The following is an 18384-nucleotide window of genomic DNA, read 5'->3' as shown; positions in this document are numbered from 1 at the left end:
GCTGAGGAACACGAGCGTTCGCGTTAATTGATCAGCTTCGTTCTGAAGAGCCTGTTGATCTGTTGTGCTCGGTATTTGAAGTCACCCGATCCTGCTATTACGCGCACTGTCGCAAGCACCGATCTCCAGACGTTAAGCGGCTGATTTTGCGTAGCCACGTGAATGAACTGTTCCCCCAAAGCCGCAGCGCGGCTGATGCGCGAGGACGGCATAGCGATTGGGCGATTCAAGGTGCGCAAGCTGATGAGCGAGATGAAGTTGATCAGCAAGCAACCCGGCTCACATGCCTACAAAAAGGCGACGGTGGAGCGGCCTGATATCCCGAACGTGCTGGATAGAGAGTTCGCCGTGTCGGCACCAAATGAGGTCTGGTGCGGGGACATCACGTATGTCTGGGCCCAGGGTCGCTGGCACTATGTGGCGGCCTTGATCGACCTGTTCGCCCGCCGCGTGGTGGGCTGGGCGTTTTCATCGAAGCCAGATGTCGACCTGGTGATCAAGGCATTGGACATAGCGTATGAGCAGCGTGGTCGGCCTCAGAACGCTCTGTTTCACAGCGACAAGGAAGCCAATATGGCAGCCGAAGCTTCCGTCAGCGACTTTGGCGCTATCGCTTCAAGTAGAGCATGAGCCGACGTGGAAACTGCCTCGACACCGATGGAACGGTTGTTTCGCAGCCTGAAAACGGAATAGGTACCGGCCGTGGGCTACATGAGCGCATCGCTGGCACAGCAGGATATCGGTCGGTTTTTGATGCAGCGCTACAACTGGCGGCAACCGCATCATTTCAACAGCGGGCTCGCGCCCGCTGTTGCTGAGGAAAAACTCAATGCAGTGTCCGGGATTAGTTGACCACTACACTAGTCACCAATTGCTAACTTGGTTTACCAAGCACGCCCCCTACGGGAATATACCTGTCTCATCTCGTGAGTCTCTGAAGTACATTACTATGACAGCTGCGCTTAAAAGTCTACTGTGGCCAGGCTTTCGGAGACTTTTAAACAGGTGACGCAGCGCGGAGAAAAGCAATTACAACACCATTACGGATCAATCCTTCGCTGCTGATAAATCCAGTCCACAATCTCGCCATCTGGTGCATAACCGCTCACCGTTTCGCGCAGTAACTGGCGCACAAGGGCGTAATCGTCCTTCACCAAGGCCTCCGTCAACGCATGCAGACGCCCCTTGAGAGCATCCCAAGAAAGGTAGTCTTCCTGCGCACTCATGATCATTGGATGTCGAGTTGACACTACATTGTCACCAATCAACAACTCCTCATAGAGTTTCTCGCCTGGACGCAGGCCGGTGAACTCTATAGCAATGTCTCCACGAGGATTACTCTCGGAACGAATACTCAGACCAGACAGGTGAACCATTTTTTCAGCAAGTTTGATGATTTTTACCGGCTCGCCCATGTCCAGCACAAAGACATCGCCACCCTGCCCCATCGATCCGGCCTGGATAACGAGCTGTGCAGCCTCGGGAATCGTCATGAAATAGCGGGTGATTTTCGGGTGGGTCACTGTCAACGGTCCGCCCGCTTTGATCTGTTTGTGGAACAGAGGAATGACTGAGCCCGAGGAGCCCAGCACATTGCCAAAGCGCACCATGGTGAAGCGGGTCTTGTTGACCTGCGAAACATTCCCGCTCTCGCCGAACAGCACAGGCGCAACCTCTCGGCTCAATGCCTGGAGGATCATTTCCGCCAGACGCTTGGTGCTGCCCATGACATTGGTCGGTCGAACGGCCTTGTCTGTAGAAATCAGTACAAAGTTGACGACTCCAGCCTGGAGAGCGGCCTGCGCGGTGTTAAGCGTACCGATAACATTGTTCATCACGCCTTCAGCAATGTTGTGCTCAACCATCGGTACATGCTTATAGGCCGCGGCATGATAGACGGTCTCCACCCCCCAAGTTTGCATCACTTGAAGCAGTTTTCCGTGATTGCGTACAGACCCCAAGACCGGCAACATCTGTACGGGCAACGCCTCACGCCGAATGCGCTGCTCCAGCTCGCTGGTGATACTGTAGAGGTTGAATTCACTGTGATCAAATAGCAGCAGCGTGCTCGGTTTCTGCCCGAGAATCTGCCGGCACAATTCTGAACCGATCGACCCGCCCGCGCCGGTCACAAGCACCACTTTGCCCGCAATACAGTGCTCCAGCAGGTCTTCCTGCGCAGGCACCGCATCCCGCCCCAGCAAATCGGCAATATCTACCTCCTGGATGTCGTCGACCTTGACCCGCCCGCTGGCCAGATCCATGAAGCCCGGCACACTACGCACATGCAGCGGGAAACCTTCAAGGAACGTCAGTATTTCCCGGCGGCGAGCCCGACTGGCCGAAGGCACGGCCAGTAAGATCTCCTGCGCGTCAGTGTCCTTGATCATGCGCTGAATATTGCGCGGTTTGTAGACCTGCAACCCGGAAATCACCCGGTCGGCGATGCTCGGATCGTCGTCGATGAATGCCACCGGCTGCATCGACCGGCCGATGCGCAGGGCAGCGGCAAGCTGGTTTCCGGCTGCACCGGCACCATAGATAGCCACCCGCGGCAAGCCGCTGACACGCTTGGTGAAAGGTACATGCTGGGTAGCCGCGAACCAGTCGCCAAGGAAATACTGGCGCATCAGCAGCCGCAAGCCACCCAGCATCACCAGGCTCAGCCACCAGTAGTTGAAGACGATCGAACGTGGCACCACAGTGGTGTGGTTGCTGTACCAGTAGACCACCAGCGCCAGCAGTAGCGCAGACAGCCCCACGGCCTTGAAAATAGCGATTAGCGCTTCGTTGCCGAAGTAGCGCATCACCGCACGGTACATGCCGAGGCGGATGAAGATCGGAATCGCGATCAGCGGGGCGGAGATGAACAACCAGGGGTGATCAAACACCGGGTTGCCCGCATCTTCGTAGCCAAGACGCACGATGAACGACATCCACAAGGCAAGCGTGACCAACACCAGGTCGATACCGAGCAGTAATGTCCGCTTGTAACGCCGGGGAAGCCCCAGCAGCGCTGTCTTGATTTTATCCAACTTCCGAATCTCGTCCCGATAAGGCATGACTGGGAAAGGCATGTGCCGCCCCGGCCTTGTGAAATCAGTCTTCGCGCGAGCCCGCGCGATAATAAACGGCGAGCGCCACCAGGGGCGCATAAGCGACCAGCACACCGGTCAGGCCATCCAGTCCCGCCAATACTACGCCTGCGGCCATCGGCAGCAACCACAGCAGGTTGATCGCGCAGACCGCGAGGGTCACCGGCAGATGCCGGCCATACCGACGCGAGGCGAACTGGTAGGCGTGGCTGCGATGCGCCTCATACACCTTGTCACCACGAACCAGGCGGCGCGCCAAGGTGAAGGTGGCGTCCACCACGAACACCCCGAGCAGGATCAGCCAGGCCCAGAACAGCTGGGACGACACCCACGCCGCCTGCAGCGAAATCACCCCGAGCACCACGCCGAGGAAACCGCTGCCGGCATCGCCCATGAAGATGCGCGCTGGCGGGAAATTCCAGAACAGGAAACCGGCGACTGCCGCCGCCAGCAGCAAGGGCAGCCAGACCAGCTGGGGAGCAGCCGCTAGCCAGCAAAGCAGGCTAATGCCGAGACAGGCGGTAATGGCCTCGACACTGGCAATGCCGTCGATGCCATCCATGAAGTTGTACAGGTTCAGCATCCACACCAAGTAGAACGCCGCCAGCACATGACCGATCCAGCCCAGCGCCAGCGTGTGGCCAAACAGCTCCAGTGGTGGCAAGCCACCCATCCAGAGCAGCGCCCAGATCGCGGCACTGAAGTGACCAAGCAGGCGCCAGCGCGCGGCAATGTGGCCATGGTCGTCCATGAAGCCGATGACCGCCACCAGCAGCCCTGCGCCGAACAGGGCTGCCAGCGGTGCGCTGTCGAGCAGCCCGGCCCAACCCAGCAACGGCAGCGCCGCGAGGAGCGCGACGACGATCGCCACGCCGCCTCCCCGAGGGGTCGGCAAGCTGTGGGAGCTGCGCGCGTTGGGTATGTCGATGATGCTCTTTGCCAGCGCGTAGCGTCGCAACAACGCCGTCAGCAATAGCGAGAGACCCGTAATGAAGGGAATTGCCCAATACATCATTTACGAAGAGATTCCTGATAATGACGAGCCGCCGCTTGCAAGGCGGTATCGACCTTGACCGGTGGTGCCCAGCCGAGAAGTTCACGGGTTTTGCCGATGTCCACGGCCAGCGAGCCACACAGCCGTTTCGACAGCGCCTTGCGCCCGACCAGGCGAGCACCGGCCTGCAGCGCCCAGGCTGGCACCGGCAGCAGCCGTGCGGGCTTGCCCAGGGCCTGGGCCATGCGGGTGAGCAGTTGAGAGGTGGAAAGGTCTTCGCCGTCACTGACCAGGAACCGCTGGTTCGCCGCAGCTGGGTGCGCCATGCAGGTGATCACCAGGTCGACCAGGTTGTCCAGGGCGACCAGGCTGCGTCGATTGTGTATGGCACCAAAGGGCAGTACCACACCACGGTCGAGCCAGCGCATCATCGACAAGAAATTGGCCTTCACACCCGGGCCATAGACCAGCACCGGACGGATGATCACAACATCCATCGCAAAGCCCCGCGCCAACTCCAGCAGTTGCTGCTCGGCCTCGAACTTCGAAATGCCGTAGGGGTCGCTCGGCGCTGGGGTATCGTCGGCCCGGTAAGCCTGGCCGGGCACGGTGCCCTCGCCATTAACCTTGATCGAACTGATGAAGATGAAGCGCCGGGCACCGGCGACCGCGGCGTGCCGTGCGAGGTTCAGGGTGCCCTGGACATTGACCTGGCGAAACGCCGCCAGCGGGTCCTGCTCGGTGTCGTTCATAACATGGACCCGGGCCGCCGAGTGGATGACCACATCGACGCCGGCCAGAGCCTGCTGCCAATCGCCATCGACCGCGAAGTCGTCGCAACGCACCGGTTGCGCATCACTTGCGAGCCTGGCCGAGGTGCCGCGCACCGCGCAGGCGACCTCCCGGCCAGGCACCGCGAGCAACTGGCGCAGGATCGCCGAACCGACAAACCCTGTGGCGCCGGTGAGGAAGACCTTCGCCGACATCAGTCTTTGCGCCAGACGGTACGGTTGATGTAGTCGGTATAGCTCAAGACCACGCGCACCACCTGCAGCGACACCGGGCCACCTTCATAGTCCGGCACCAGTGGCACGGCACGCTCGCCGGCCTTGTGCTGCGACGTGATCACCTTGACCGCGGCAAGCACGGACTCCTTGCGCAGCCCACTCATGATCAGCGTGCCCTCATCCATGCCTTCGGGACGCTCGTGAGCGTTGCGCAGAGTCACGGCCGGCAGGTTCAGCAGCGAGGCTTCCTCGGTGATGGTGCCACTGTCGGACAGCACACAGAACGCAGACATCTGCAGCTTGATGTAGTCCAGCAGGCCGAACGGCTTGACGAAGCGAATCAGCGGGTGCTCCAGCGACTCGCCCAGCGCCTCCAGACGCTTGCGGGTGCGCGGGTGAGTGGAGACGATCACCGGATAGCCGTATTCGTCGGCCAGCGCACGCAAGGTGGCGAGCAGGTCACGCAGGTTCTGCGGCGTGTCCACATTCTCTTCGCGGTGGGTGCTGACGATGAAGAACTTGCCGACTTCCAGGCCGCTGCGCGCCAGCACGTCGGACTGTTGGATCTTGGGCATGTAGTAGTCGAGCACTTCATGCATGTGCGAGCCGGTCTTGATGATAGTCTCGGGGCGAATGCCCTCAGCAATCAAGTAGCGGCGGGCATGCTCGGTCAACACCATATTGATGTCGGAGAGATGGTCGAGCACCTTACGGTTGAGCTCTTCAGGCACCCGCTGATCGAAGCAACGGTTACCCGCTTCCATATGGAAAACCGGAATTTTACGGCGCTTGGCGGCAATCACCGCCAGGCAGGTGTTGGTATCACCATAGAGCAGTAACGCATCAGGTTTTTCAAGCTCGAACACCGCATCCGCCTTGGAAATCACTTCGGCAATGGTCTGCGCGGCGGTTTCACCGGCGGCACCGAGGAAGTGATCCGGCTTGCGGATTTCCAGGTCATCGAAGAACACCTGGTTCAGCTCGAAGTCATAGTTCTGCCCGGAGTGAACCAGTACGTGATTCACTTGACGGTCGAGTTCGGCAATCACCCGGCTCATCTTGATAAGCTCAGGGCGGGTACCGACCAAGGTCATGACCTTAAGCATCGAGTTGCTCCTTGATGTAGTCGAGTTTCAATAGCAACTGCTTGATGCCAGGAATATCCAGGCGTTCGGTATTGTGCGAGGTGTAGTCGTCGAGTTCAGAGATCTTTTCCTCGCCTTCAACAAAGTACTTTTTGTAGTTGAGATCACGGTTGTCGGCCGGGATGCGGTAGTAACGCCCCATATCCTCGGCCTTTGCCATTTCTTCGCGGGAAACCAGCGACTCATAGAGTTTCTCGCCATGGCGGGTACCAATCACCCGAATCTGGTTGTCGCGTTTGAACAGCTCCTTGAGCGCCTGGGCCAGTTCGCCGACGGTGGAAGCCGGTGCCTTCTGCACGAACAGGTCACCCTGCTGGCCATGCTCGAAGGCATGCAGGACCAGGTCGACGGAGTCTTCCAGGGACATGAGGAAGCGGGTCATGGCCGGATCGGTGACGGTCAGTGGTTCGCCCGTGCGCATCTGCTCGACGAACAGCGGAATGACGGAGCCACGCGACGCCATCACGTTGCCGTAGCGGGTGGAGCAAACCACAGTGCCGCCTTGAGGAATCATCCGCGACTTGGCGACTACCAGCTTCTCGGCCATTGCCTTGGAGATACCCATGGCGTTGATCGGGTAGACTGCCTTGTCGGTGGACAGAACGACCACGCGCTGCACGCCGCTGGCTATGGCCGCGTTGAGTACATTCTCGGTGCCATGCACATTGGTGCGAACCGCTTCCATTGGATAGAACTCACAGGACGGCACCTGCTTAAGCGCCGCCGCATGAAAGATGTAATCGACCCCAACCATCGCCTGCTTAAGGCTGTCATAGTCGCGTACATCACCAATGTAGAATTTTACCTTGTCGTTGGACAGGGCGATGCGCATGTCTTCCTGCTTCTTCTCATCGCGGGAAAAGATGCGAATCTCGCGCACATTGGTATTGAGGAACCGCCGCAACACCGTATGGCCAAAGGAACCGGTGCCACCGGTGATCATCAATACCTTGTCATCGAACATAGAACCTTCCCGCTTATGCGCGTCAACCTGCAAGGTTGCGCAAAATAATTAGATTGCCTGCCATTCCGATAAGGGAAAGACAGTGGCTTATCCCAGCCCGTGCAAAAATACACTTGAGACTTTAGCGATCCGTATGCATGCGGCAAACAAGCTCAGGCCAGGTTGGGGCGACGTAACCGGTCACCTCGCGGAAACGCGAGCCGTCGAGGGAGCGATCAATCACCAGCGAATCGTCCGGTCGAATTTCGACCTGCTTGCTGTACCGAGCAGCGACCAATTGCAGCAGATCCATCTTGGCGATGGGTTCGGCAGCTACATGATACAGGCCATTGAGGTGCGGATGAGGAACAACAAAGTCCTTCATGACCCGCGCCAATTCAACCGTTGGCAAACCAGAGAAAATGGCTTTGGTGAAACCTTTCACCGATTCCTGTTGCGAAAGGAACCAATCCACCAATGCATAATTGGAGTCCAGTTCATGGCCAATGATCGAGGTACGTAGGGTGATGGCGTTGCTGACGTCATGTAGTTCACCAATGTACTTGGACTTACCATACAGATCCTCGGCGTCAGACAGATCGCTCTCAAGGTAGTGCCCCTTGCGCCCAGCGAATACGCAATCGGTGCTCACATGGATAAGGCGTGCACCACTCAGTGCACACAGGCGCGCCAGGCGATGCGGTAACATGGCATTGATCGGCAGAGCCGTCAGCGGATCCTTGGCATCGGCCAGCTGCTTGATCAGCCCCACGCAGTTGATCACCACATCAGGACGCACCTTCGCCAAAACGACGGCAAGTATATCCTGATCGAGCACATCTACACCGCTGACCAGGCGATCATGGCTTGCCTTCGCAAAGTGACGCAGGCCAGTCTGGCTGCGCAGGGTGCCCCAGGTTTCATGTGCCGGGTCCGCACTGAACACGCGAAAAACGGCATTGCCCAGCATGCCGGTCACACCCAGAACCAGAGTCTTCATTGCTTCCCTCGAAAAACATGAGGCCGACTCAGCGCCGGCCGGTAAACCGCTTCAGCCGTCCCAATGACTGGCTGGCAAGGTGCACTGCAAATTTTCGCTCATCTGCCTGCATGATATACCAGCTGAACATCACGGAAGGAATGATCATCAGCATTGGCCAGGCGAGCATTTGCTGCTCGTGCCAGCACAACCTGGAGGCCAGGACAATCAGTGCCAGTGCGGCGAGCCACTGGCCGATACGGTGCCGCTCCAGCCCGGCGCCATGTACCCGCCACAGACGCCAGCCGAGAAAGATGAGGTACGCGACATAGCCCAGCAAGTAAGCCACACCGACCCACTCGATACCATGCGGCAGCAGCAGCAGGGCGACGGCAACGAAGACCAGGCTCCACAGCCCTTCGCCCAGCGCAAAACCCTTCATGTCGGCGCGGGCCAGGAGCGTGGTCGACATGACCCAGCCCAACACACGGACAAAGTCGCCCAACAGCACCCAGCGCAGCACGTCCAGCGCCGGCATGAACGCCTTGCTGAACAGCAGGCTCATCACCAGTGGCTTGAATACCACCAGGCCGACGATCAGTGGCAAGGATAACATCAAAGCGAAATGGAATGCCTTGGACAGAGCGCAGTGCAGGGCCGCATCGGTGCTCGTCTTGCTCAGCGTCGGCAGCAGGTAGCTCTGCAGGGAAGCGAGGAACAAGGCCAGGTACATGGCACTGATGCTCCAGGCGGCATCGAACTGGCCAGCGCCTTCCAGGCCGTACAGGTGCACGACCTTCGCCCGCACCACCAGGACGCAGCCCAGGGTCAGCATCAGCGACAACAGCGACGGCAGCGCCACGTGCAGAAAGCGTGTGCTGGCATCCCAAGTGACGCCGCTCGGCGCTAATTCAGCGAGGCTGCCCAGGTAGCCGAGCCGGCGCACATGAATGAACGCGATCAGCAACGCTGGCACCAGCCCGCCACCCACCAGCAGCACCAGCAGGTCAGGGTATCCGCGCATGTAGGCCAGCCCCGCCGGCAGTGCCACCACTGCCGCGCCCAGGCCGGTGGCCAGGTTTATGAGCGCCACCGAGCCATACTGCCCGTCTGCCGTCAGCACCCCGCGCAGGAAGAACAGCAGCGTGCCCAGGATCACCGGGATCACCAGCCAGCGCACCGCCGAGGCATGATCTCCAGCCAGGGCAAGCCCGGCAATCAGATCGGCTCCAGCGAGCACCGCGCCGCACACGAGCAGGCCCATGGCAAGGAATACATAAAGAGTGGAGAGGAAAAAGCGCTGCCGAGTGATCCCGGTGTAGATGCTCATGCCCTGGACAACGGCATTCTGCCCGCCGATCGAGGCCACCGACGAGAGCATCTGCTGCAACTGACGCAATACCGAATACAGCCCAACCCCCGCCGGCCCAGCGACGATAGCCAGGAGCTTGACGGCAATGGCACCGAACAGCAGGCCGAAAAACTGCCCGCTGGCAGTTTTGAACGTGGAAATCGCCATCCCTGGTTTCATCGAGCGAACTCCTTGTCCGCAGCATTGGCTTTGAGAGGGTCACCCAACAGGAAGGCGAGCACAACGTAAATGAACAGCCCGCCACTGAGCAGTGTCGCGGTCAACGAACTGATCGAGGCAATGAAGAAACAGACAATGCTCGACACGATCAGCACCCGACTGCCCGACGTGAAAATACACGCCGCACAGAATGTAAAGACCAGGCAATAGGCAAGCACTCCCAACCAGCCGAAAGCAAGCTTGGCGTCGACGAAGAACACGGTGTTCGAGGCCCCCTGCCCGCCTGGAGATGCCCCGTACTCGAAGACGTAGACCATCTTTTCCAGTGGCACTTTCGGCTCACCGTACAACAGGTGCACCAGGCTGATCGAACGCCCATTGGTGATGTGCCCATCCAGGACGATACGCTGGAACTCCAGCCAGTCGTAGGCAGTGATATAGGGCACCCAGGCGATCCGGTTGAACAGGAGCGTCAATTTGCCCGAGACCGTGGCTGCATCGAGCCTGTATTTACCGTCGCCGTATAGCACATGCAGGTGATGGAGGAGCACTGAGCGCGACGGTGGCGCCATGGCCCTATCGATAGGCATGCCGGGCGGCACCATCATCTGGGCGTCTTCGCCATGCGAAGCCTGCGTCGCGGCACCAGGCGCGGCCGCGGTGCTGTTGCCGCCCATGGCCAGGAATGTCATGAGCATGATACTGCTCGCCAACAGCAGCAACACAGCTGCCAGGGTCTTCCAGTGCTTTGCAAATGCGAAATGCAGGGCCAGAGGCAGCAGCACGAAGATCGGCGCGGCTTTTTCCATGGACAGCAGCGATAGCACCAGGACAAACCCCAGCAATGCATGCCTCGAGCGTGCACGGGCCATGAAGGCAGCCACCAGAATCAGCGGCAGGATCGAGCGACCAAGAATGAACACTGCATAGCGCAGCACGCTTTCATAGCCCTTGAGCCCGGCCAAGTACTGGCTGCGCGAATGGGCAATGTCCATGAGGCTGCCGCCCTTGAGCGCAACCAGCAACGGCACGGAAGGCGCTCGCCAGGACACATAGGCCAGAACAAGTGCATAAATCAGCAAGCAGGCGCCCGCCAGCATGCTCCAACACGAAGTGGGTACCTGGCGCAGCACTGCCACTTGGCGCACCAGAATCAGGTACAACCTGGAAAAGTAAGGAAAACTGAACCAATAGGTCGCAGTAAAAAGAAACAGCAGGATCAGAAAATCCCGAGACACTTCATTGCTGAACAAAAACTGCCCGACACAGGCAGCCGGCAGGTAGATCAGCAACATTACAAGTACCGGTAAATGCCTGATCGCCCAAGCCCTGCTAATAACCGTCATCATTTCGACTTGCTCAAGATTAGCCTCGCCCCAACTGAAATTACCGCCCCGTACATGGCGCAATGTTACCTGAGAGCACCTTTACAAGCCTTTGAACCTGGGCACTCATCTCGAAATGCTGATCGAAGTAAGCCCGGCCAGCCCGCCCCATCTGCTCGCGCATCGCTGGATCCATGGCTTTGAGACGGCGTAGGTTGTCCACCAGCGCTTCCACCTGCTCAGCCGCCGAAGCCATACCGGCTCCCGCCTCGATCACCACCCGTGCGCCCTCGCCGTTGAGGCTGGCCGCTATCGGCCTGCCAGCGGCCAGGTACGCCTGGATCTTGCTCGGCACGGTCTGGGCGAAGATGTCCTGGTCGTTGAGCGAAACGAGCAATACCGCAGAGCGCTCGAATATGGCCGGCATCATGTCCATGGGAAAACGCCCCGGCAGGATGAGGTTGTCCAACCCCAACGCCTGCTTGCGTTCCTGCAGCCAAGCAGACCTGCTGCCACTACCCACCAATACCAGGCGCAGGTCCGCGTCATCACACAGTTGCACCGCCGCCTCGACCAGCGTGTCCAGCGCCTGGGCAGTGCCCAGGTTGCCGGCGAACACCACGCAAAAATGGTTGGCCAACACATCGCCCAATGGCTCGGGCAGCGCCGGCGCATGGGCCATGGCACGGGAGTCCATCGAGTTGGGGAAGTAGACAATCTTGTCCCTGGCGGCGTATCGCGACACCGGCTCCACGAACGCGTGCGACTGCACCAGCAGCGTGTCACAGCAACGGTAGATGCCCCGCACCAGGCCGCCGACCAGACGCAAGGCCAGGCGATTGCGGACGAACCCGGTGGCGGCCAGGCTCTCCGGCCACAAGTCCTGGACCCACAACGCCAGCCTGGCGCGCTTGATCCACTTCAGCAAAATGGCAGGAATGGCCTGCAGGATGGGCGATGGCGCAAAGACCAGGATGGCATCGAACTCCCGCTTGCGCAGCAGCCAAGGCAGATAGAACAAGCCGGCCAGCACGAACGACAGGTAATTGAGTATGAGGTTTCTCGCCCCGCCCGCCCCGCGCGGCCATAACGGCACCCGCACGACATCGATGCGTTCAAGGTAACGTTCGCGCTGGGTTCCGCCTGCCCGGTAGCCCTCGAAGATGTCGCCATCCGGATAGTTGGGTTTGCCAGTGGCAACAACCACGTCATGCCCCTGCTCGTCCAGCGTGCGCACGATGTCGTTGATGATGAAGCTTTCAGGCCAGAAATACTGGGAAAGTACGAGGATCTTCATGGGTAGTCAGTGACTCAATCGAGAAGCAGGGAGACATGCCGGGCAATCGCGAGGCTTTCTGTCAGCCCAGGTGATTCGATCCCGTAAAGATTGACCAGGCCAGGCAAACCATGGGTTTGCGGCGCCTGAATGCTGAAATCTGCGGCAGGCTGGCCTGCGGCGGCATTTAGGCCGTATACCACTGCAACCAGCAGTCAGCTTGTTCGTATCAATCGATGGGAAATATCTGGCAATTGCGCGAGAAAACTCCTCGCGAAGAGACTCATCCACCCGATAGTCCAGTGCCTGGGTCCACGCGACCTCCGGGCCGAAGCGTACCTGCCCGCCCCGGTCCAGGGTGGCATGGACACCCAGGAGCGCCGTGTTGGTTTCCGGCATCGGATAGACCAGATGGCTGAAGGGTGCGCGACCGGCATAGGCGAAATAGCGGCCCTGGCACCAATGGGTGGCCGGCACGTGCGCAGCGGCCAAGCCTTCGACCCGCTCGGCCAGCTGGCTGGCGAAAAGACCGGCGGCGTTGATCACACAACGGGCGTGGAGCTTGAAGCGCTCGCCACAACTGCCCCCCACCACCTCCCAGCCCTGTGCAGTGGGTGCCTGGTGCTCGCCCCGGGTATCAAGCACCAGGTCCGCGCCATGGCGCCGTGCGTCGGCAAGCAGCGACTCCATGTAGCCATGGATGTCGATGATGCCGGTCTGCGGCGAGAACAGCGCAGCCACCCCGGCAACTGACTGCTCCAGCTCACGCAGGCATGCCACGGAAACTTCCTCGAGGCTATCTACTCCCGAGTGGCGAGCATTGCGCTGCAGCGCCTCAAGGGCCGCGACTTCGGACTCGGTGACCGCCACCAGCAGCTTGCCAACCCGGCGGTTGTTCACACCATGGTCCTGGCACCAGCTGTATAAAAGGTCGCGACCTTCCGCGCACAGGCCCGCCTTCAGCGACCCCGGTGCGTAGTAGATACCGGCGTGAATGACTTCGGAGTTGCGGCTTGAGGTATGCTCGTCGATACGGCATTCCTGCTCGACCAGCATCACGCTGTTGCCCTGGCGGGCCATCTGGGCGGCACAGGCCAGGCCGATGACACCGCCACCCACGACCAGACAACCGATGTCGTTCATCTATCGCTACTCGGTTGCAGGCGCAGATAAACGCCATGCATGAGCTTCGCATTGGCGCCGATAGCGAAATTGTCCTGGGCCCATGCGCGAGCCTGGCGCCCCAGTTGCTCGCGAAACGCGTCATTCTCGACCAGACGTTGCAGCGCATCAGCCAGTAGCACGGGATCCGGCCGGGGAATCGCCAGGCCCGTCACCTCATGAATGATCGCATCCAGCACAGGGTCCTGGACCGCCACCACGCTGGGAATCGAGTAGAACGCCGCCTCGAAGACCGGGCGCCCCGCAGCATCTAGATGCGAAGGGAAGCACAGCACATCCAGTTGCGGATACAGCGTTCTTACATCGCCGACAAAACCCAGGAGGCTGACATGCCCTTGCAGTTCATGCTGAACGATCAGGCGCTCCAGATCCGCACGAACATCACGGGCGAACCCTAGCTTGCCGAGCACCCAAGCTTTCAGGCCAGACAATTGCCGAGCGTTCTCACCCGCGATCAGGCAATGCACCTGGACTCCCCGCTCCTTGAGGATTCGCATGGCCTCGATCAGTTCGTAAATACCTTTGAGGGCAATAAGAACCCCCAAGAAGCCGACAGTGACCAGCGCTCTCGAATGACCACCCGAGCCTGCTGGGGGGTTGTCGATCACCAGCCCGTTGTGAACGACCTCTACCTGAAGCTTCGAATCCAGTGTCTGCCTCACCGTATGATCGATGGCCACCACGGCATCGGCATGCCTGGCAAGCCAATGATTGATCAGCCGAGTGCGCAGCCCGTTGCCCGGAGTGCGCTGCAACGAGCGGACATGCACCACCATGGGGATGCGCAGCACCCATTTGGTCAATATGGCCAGCGGCAGCAGGGTGATTTCATTCACGTGCAGTAAATCGAAGCGCTCATGGCGCAAACGCCAGATGGCCGCCAGGGAAAACGACAGCAGCAACAACTCCCGCAAAAGGATTATCCAGCGCAATCGCCGGTAGTAACCATAACGGGTGTTGTCAAACTGGCTGAGCCCTCGTACAGGCCTGACGTCCATGCCCGCATCGGTGAACGCTTTGCATACCGGGCCGCGTGGTGTCAGGACCGTGCCCGTGACGCCTTGCTGACGCAGGCAGGCAAACAGCTCAATGAGGCTTTTGGACGCCCCGCCGAATGCCGCGGCCGGGTGCATGTAAAGAATACGCATGCGCCTCAATGCCTCCTGAAAAGCGTCAGGATGGCATCGATGAAAGCTCGGGACGCCTCCTTGATGAACTGCGGACGAGCGCCCGGAACGTAGAACGAGACTCTCAAGATGCTTATCAACCTTCGACTCAACCCAGGAAGTGACTGTGCCAGCGGCAGAAATTGATCCAGCGCCATATCTGCCAGGAGAAGGGCTGCCTTCCTGCCATGATCAGTTCGAATTCACGAAGCGCCTGTGCCTGGTTGAAGAACGGCAAATGAAGATCATGCTTCAGCCAACCGCGAATGGTATCGACCATCGAGGCGAACAGAGCCTGCTCAGGTGTGGCGAAACCGATCTTGTCACGGCGGTCCAGCACATCATCCGGCACAATCCCACGCATCGCGGCACGGAAGACCGACTTCGTCTCGCCCTTCGGCGAGACGAGATACGACTCGGGCAACGAGAGCAACAGGTCGACAAAATCCTGGGTCAGGAAGGGCACTCGGCTCTCGACCGAGAAGCGCATGGAGTTGCGGTCCCCATGCCTGAGCAACGCGGGCAGGCCTCGCTTGGTGAGCGACAAGCCAAGCTCGGCTGCAAGCCTGCGCCCCGGCTCGTTGACTTCAGCACGCTGGTGAGGGAACGCCCGGATGATGCCGCGTTCGATCAGCGGCCCAGGGTTGAGCCACGCCGGTGTGCTGCGCATTCCGTTCAGCGACCTGAGCGCCTGGTAAAGCGAACCCTGGGTCATTTCCGCGACGCAGCGCTTGACGCCCCCGATACGGTCACGCCCTGGCCACTGCGCCCACTCGTTCAGGAACGACCAGGCTTCGCTGAGGTGGCCTTTTTCCAGCAAACTGCGCAAGCGCTGCCCCGGGTAGCCACTGTAGCCGCCAAGCATCTCATCGGCACCCTGGCCGTCCAGCGTGACAGTAACGCCGTTTTCCCGAGCCAACTGGAAAACCCGGTACTGGGCATAGATGCTGGTGCTACCGAACGGCTCGCCCTGGGCAAGGATCATGGAGTCCAGGTCCCTGACCAGGTTCTCGGCACTGACGACAACCTTGTGCGGGCGGGCATTCACGTGTTGATTGACGCGATCGACCCAGACCTCTTCGCTGACATCGCTGTCGCGGGCGATATAGCTGAATGTATGGATCGGCAGGTCTGGCTCCACATGCCGCATGGCACAGACGACCGCGGAAGAGTCGATCCCCCCCGACAGCGCCGCCCCCAGGGCGACATCGCTGCGTAGATGCAGGCGAATGTTGGCAAGGAACTGCTCCCTGACCTGCTCGGCAGCGTCCGCGAAGCTCAGGTCGGTGCGCTCCTTGATGCTGGGTTTCCACCAAGGGCGCGGCTCGCGGACGGCAGACGAGTGCAAGTCCACCTGCATCAGATGGCCCGACGGCAGTTGCTTCACGCCCTCGAAGAAGGTCGAAGGGTTGCTGTCGTAATCGCCATGCACCAGATAGTCATAGGCACGTTGCCAATCGAGTTGCAGCGGGGCCGCCTTGAGCGCTTTGATCGCACCCACTTCCGAAGCGAACAGGAAGTGCCCACCTTCAACGGTATAAAACAGCGGTTTTATACCGAACGCATCGCGCACGCACGTGAGCGTGGCGCGCTGGTGGTCGAGCAGGACAAAGGAAAACATACCGACGAGGCGCGGCAATGCCTGCTCGCCCCAAGCTTCCCAGGCCGCGAGCAGCACCTCGGTGTCCGAGTCGGTGGTAAACACCCTGCCACCCGCTGCCAGCTCGGCACGCAGTTCACGGTAGTTGTAGATCTCACCGTTGAACACAAGCACATAGCGACCATCGCTGGCCTTCATCGGCTGATGGCCACCCGATGACAGATCAATGATGGAAAGCCGGGTGTGCCCTAATGCAACGTTGGCGGCGGCGCAGGAAAAACCTTCGACACCCCGATCGTCAGGCCCTCGAAAGCGAAGCTGAACCAGCGCCCGCTCGACGCGAGCGTAAGGAACTTCCGCGCCTGTGAACCACGCGCCCCCTAAAATCCCACACATAAGCTCAATCAACCCAGTACAGCGTCAATTCGACAATGGAAATTATGATAAGTGAGTTCAACAATACACTGCCTACCAACTCGCCACATTCAGATAAAGGCCACAGATAGCTAAACAGTGTTAAACGTATCTTGATCTTTCCAGGGTGTGACGAGCAAACCCTGGGAAATTTTCACGACTCGGCCGCGGACTATACCTGAACCGCGCGCATCACACACGTCGGCCTTGGAGGCCAGGGCCAGAAACACACGACGGACTGCAGTCTGCCCTACAGAGCATGCGCGCGATCACTCATAGCCGCTCGCGATCAACATCCAGAGCGCATAGCGCTTGACGCGCTCCCCCCTACCCCACATCAAGCAGGCTGAGGCCTTTGGCACGATCGCGCCGAGCGTGCTGGATCAACCCTGCTCAATCGAACAAGTCGCACCCTGAGAGTCGTAAGCCACGAAACTGCTCATCCAAATCCATACCGGATCAAAAAAATTCGACTGCGTACTACTAAGGACTCTCCGATCAAGTCAGCACAGGCCGTCTGACCTGTGCTGAAATAGCCTCCCGCTCAACCAACCCCCACAAGCCTTGCCCATGAGTCAGATGAGCTTTTTCGATTTCGAGTACGCCGGTAAGCGCAAGCAGACCCGCCGTGAGCGTTTCCTGGCCGAGATGGAGCACGTCGTGCCGTGGAGCGGACTGGTCGCGTTGATCGAGCCGTACTATCCAAAGGCCGCTGGCGGTCGTAAGCCTTATCCATTGGAAACGATGCTGCGCATTCACTTGCTGCAGAACTGGTTTCGCTGAGCGATCCAGCGATGGAAGAAGCGTTGTACGAGATCACCTCGATGCGCCAGTTTGCTCGGCTGACGCTCAGCACCCCGATCCCGGAAGACACGACAATCATGAATTTCCGGCACTTGCTGGAGAAACACCAGTTGGCGGCAGGCATCCTGGAAACCATCAATACCTACCTGGGCAACCAGTACTATTTCGGCATGAGGGCCCATATCGGCGCAGATGCTGAATCAGGTCTGGTGCATCACGTTCACAGCACCGCTGCGAACGTGGCCGACGTAACGAAAGTTGCACATCTGTTGCATGGCGCAGAGAACGTCACCTGTGCCGATGCGGGCTATACCGGTGTTGAGAAAAGACCAGAGCATGAAGGGCGGCCAGCGATCTGGCAGATAGCTACGCACGTAGCACTTATAAGCACTTGGGCAAACGCAGCGCGCTACAAAGCCAAGCGCATGATCGAAAAGGCCAAGGCGCAGGTACGTGCGAAAGTGGAGTACCCGTTCCGGGTAATCAAACGCCAACTCGGCTACGTGAAAACTCGCTTCCGGGGATTGACCAAGAACACGGCTAACTGACCACGCTATTTGCGCTATCGAACCTGTGGATGTCGCGCCGACAATTATTGACTACCACAGGAGAGGTGCGTCTGTAGTAAAGGAAAACCAAGGTTGAGCCTTGGTTTGGGCAACATGGGCACTGAAAACCATCACCCAGATGGGTCAAGACGCCGCCTGTTGCCGGTTGTTGAGCGACTTGCTCGGAGTTTCCTTAACAGGGCATCCCACGGATTGGATACGACCTCGCCATCCATACGAGGTCGAAGCCGATATCCATGGAGCTCAAGCCCAGCATGTAGCGGAGGAAAGTCAGGAACTTCGCCACTACGTGCCCTTGCATATTCTTGAGAAATCAACGCTATCGGCTGACGCTTCGCAGAGGATGGGTCGAGG

General features: G+C 59.4%; 12 protein-coding genes and 3 pseudogenes. 3 read left to right on the top strand and 12 right to left on the bottom strand.

All coding sequences use genetic code 11. The annotated features are described in order from the left end of the window. Window positions 1-17: 17 nt before the first annotated feature. Window positions 18-852: pseudogene (locus tag IE038_RS14145) on the top strand (IS3 family transposase); the annotation flags it as partial. 188 nt (window positions 853-1040) lie between these two features. On the opposite strand, the gene IE038_RS14140 reads toward IE038_RS14145, so the two are convergent. The 12 genes and pseudogenes from IE038_RS14140 to asnB form a co-directional block, all read right to left on the bottom strand. Next, window positions 1041-3077 carry a polysaccharide biosynthesis protein gene (locus tag IE038_RS14140; protein ID WP_438810774.1) on the bottom strand — a complete coding sequence of 679 codons (2037 nt, stop codon included), beginning with the start codon at window positions 3075-3077 and terminating at the stop codon, window positions 1041-1043. A gap of 22 nt (window positions 3078-3099) precedes the next feature. Beyond that, entirely contained in the window at window positions 3100-4110 is a 1011-nt protein-coding gene (locus IE038_RS14135) for an MraY family glycosyltransferase (RefSeq protein WP_163933223.1), read from the bottom strand. Next, the gene (locus tag IE038_RS14130; RefSeq protein ID WP_163933220.1) at window positions 4107-5075 is read right to left on the bottom strand and encodes a UDP-glucose 4-epimerase family protein; all 969 of its coding nucleotides are present in this window, start codon (window positions 5073-5075) and stop codon (window positions 4107-4109) included. Before IE038_RS14130 ends, IE038_RS14135 begins: the two co-directional genes overlap by 4 nt. Beyond that, complete coding sequence (gene wecB / locus IE038_RS14125; RefSeq protein ID WP_163933217.1) at window positions 5075-6202, bottom strand: non-hydrolyzing UDP-N-acetylglucosamine 2-epimerase; 1128 nt, start codon at window positions 6200-6202, stop codon at window positions 5075-5077. The genes IE038_RS14130 and wecB overlap by 1 nt, the downstream gene beginning before the upstream one ends. Continuing rightward, on the bottom strand, window positions 6195-7205 hold the full coding sequence (locus tag IE038_RS14120; protein WP_163933214.1) for a nucleoside-diphosphate sugar epimerase/dehydratase: 1011 nt from the start codon (window positions 7203-7205) through the stop codon (window positions 6195-6197). The genes wecB and IE038_RS14120 overlap by 8 nt, the downstream gene beginning before the upstream one ends. Window positions 7206-7326: 121 nt before the next feature. Next, window positions 7327-8184 carry a dTDP-4-dehydrorhamnose reductase family protein gene (locus IE038_RS14115; protein ID WP_189395807.1) on the bottom strand — a complete coding sequence of 286 codons (858 nt, stop codon included), beginning with the start codon at window positions 8182-8184 and terminating at the stop codon, window positions 7327-7329. A gap of 28 nt (window positions 8185-8212) precedes the next feature. Then, a complete protein-coding gene (locus tag IE038_RS14110; RefSeq protein ID WP_163933211.1) occupies window positions 8213-9694 on the bottom strand; it encodes an MATE family efflux transporter in 1482 nt (493 codons plus the stop codon). Then, entirely contained in the window at window positions 9691-10989 is a 1299-nt protein-coding gene (locus IE038_RS14105; RefSeq protein WP_189395806.1) for a hypothetical protein, read from the bottom strand. Before IE038_RS14105 ends, IE038_RS14110 begins: the two co-directional genes overlap by 4 nt. Window positions 10990-11080: 91 nt before the next feature. After that, the gene (locus IE038_RS14100) at window positions 11081-12316 is read right to left on the bottom strand and encodes a glycosyltransferase family 4 protein (protein ID WP_163933201.1); all 1236 of its coding nucleotides are present in this window, start codon (window positions 12314-12316) and stop codon (window positions 11081-11083) included. A 14-nt stretch (window positions 12317-12330) separates the two neighbouring features. Beyond that, window positions 12331-13438: pseudogene (locus tag IE038_RS14095) on the bottom strand (NAD(P)/FAD-dependent oxidoreductase). Continuing rightward, window positions 13435-14625, bottom strand: a complete 1191-nt coding sequence (locus IE038_RS14090; RefSeq protein WP_163933198.1) for a glycosyltransferase family 4 protein — start codon at window positions 14623-14625, stop codon at window positions 13435-13437. Before IE038_RS14090 ends, IE038_RS14095 begins: the two are co-directional and overlap by 4 nt. 127 nt (window positions 14626-14752) lie before the next feature. Then, window positions 14753-16639, bottom strand: a complete 1887-nt coding sequence (gene asnB, locus IE038_RS14085) for an asparagine synthase (glutamine-hydrolyzing) (RefSeq protein ID WP_189395805.1) — start codon at window positions 16637-16639, stop codon at window positions 14753-14755. A gap of 588 nt (window positions 16640-17227) precedes the next feature. Between asnB and IE038_RS25305 the strand changes: the two are divergent. Both IE038_RS25305 and IE038_RS25300 read left to right on the top strand, forming a co-directional pair. Next, window positions 17228-17493 (top strand): annotated as a pseudogene (locus tag IE038_RS25305) (transposase); the annotation flags it as partial. Further along, on the top strand, window positions 17482-18009 hold the full coding sequence (locus IE038_RS25300; protein WP_498052824.1) for a transposase: 528 nt from the start codon (window positions 17482-17484) through the stop codon (window positions 18007-18009). The pseudogene IE038_RS25305 and the gene IE038_RS25300, both read left to right, overlap by 12 nt. Window positions 18010-18384 lie beyond the last annotated feature (375 nt).

Source organism: Pseudomonas laurentiana (assembly GCF_014648275.1).
In the GTDB taxonomy this organism is placed as follows: Bacteria; Pseudomonadota; Gammaproteobacteria; order Pseudomonadales; family Pseudomonadaceae; genus Aquipseudomonas; species Aquipseudomonas laurentiana.
Note: the sequence above shows the minus strand (reverse complement) of the source record. Positions and strands in the feature narration are given on the sequence as shown.

Coding starts and splice junctions, on each gene's coding strand:
- IE038_RS14140 (WP_438810774.1), bottom strand. CDS start 3,077: ATGCCTTTCCCAGTCATGCCTTATCGGGACGAGATTCGGAAGTTGGAT.
- IE038_RS14135 (WP_163933223.1), bottom strand. CDS start 4,110: ATGATGTATTGGGCAATTCCCTTCATTACGGGTCTCTCGCTATTGCTG.
- IE038_RS14130 (WP_163933220.1), bottom strand. CDS start 5,075: ATGTCGGCGAAGGTCTTCCTCACCGGCGCCACAGGGTTTGTCGGTTCG.
- wecB (WP_163933217.1), bottom strand. CDS start 6,202: ATGCTTAAGGTCATGACCTTGGTCGGTACCCGCCCTGAGCTTATCAAG.
- IE038_RS14120 (WP_163933214.1), bottom strand. CDS start 7,205: ATGTTCGATGACAAGGTATTGATGATCACCGGTGGCACCGGTTCCTTT.
- IE038_RS14115 (WP_189395807.1), bottom strand. CDS start 8,184: ATGAAGACTCTGGTTCTGGGTGTGACCGGCATGCTGGGCAATGCCGTT.
- IE038_RS14110 (WP_163933211.1), bottom strand. CDS start 9,694: ATGAAACCAGGGATGGCGATTTCCACGTTCAAAACTGCCAGCGGGCAG.
- IE038_RS14105 (WP_189395806.1), bottom strand. CDS start 10,989: ATGTTGCTGATCTACCTGCCGGCTGCCTGTGTCGGGCAGTTTTTGTTC.
- IE038_RS14100 (WP_163933201.1), bottom strand. CDS start 12,316: ATGAAGATCCTCGTACTTTCCCAGTATTTCTGGCCTGAAAGCTTCATC.
- IE038_RS14090 (WP_163933198.1), bottom strand. CDS start 14,625: ATGCGTATTCTTTACATGCACCCGGCCGCGGCATTCGGCGGGGCGTCC.
- asnB (WP_189395805.1), bottom strand. CDS start 16,639: ATGTGTGGGATTTTAGGGGGCGCGTGGTTCACAGGCGCGGAAGTTCCT.
- IE038_RS25300 (WP_498052824.1), top strand. CDS start 17,482: ATGCGCCAGTTTGCTCGGCTGACGCTCAGCACCCCGATCCCGGAAGAC.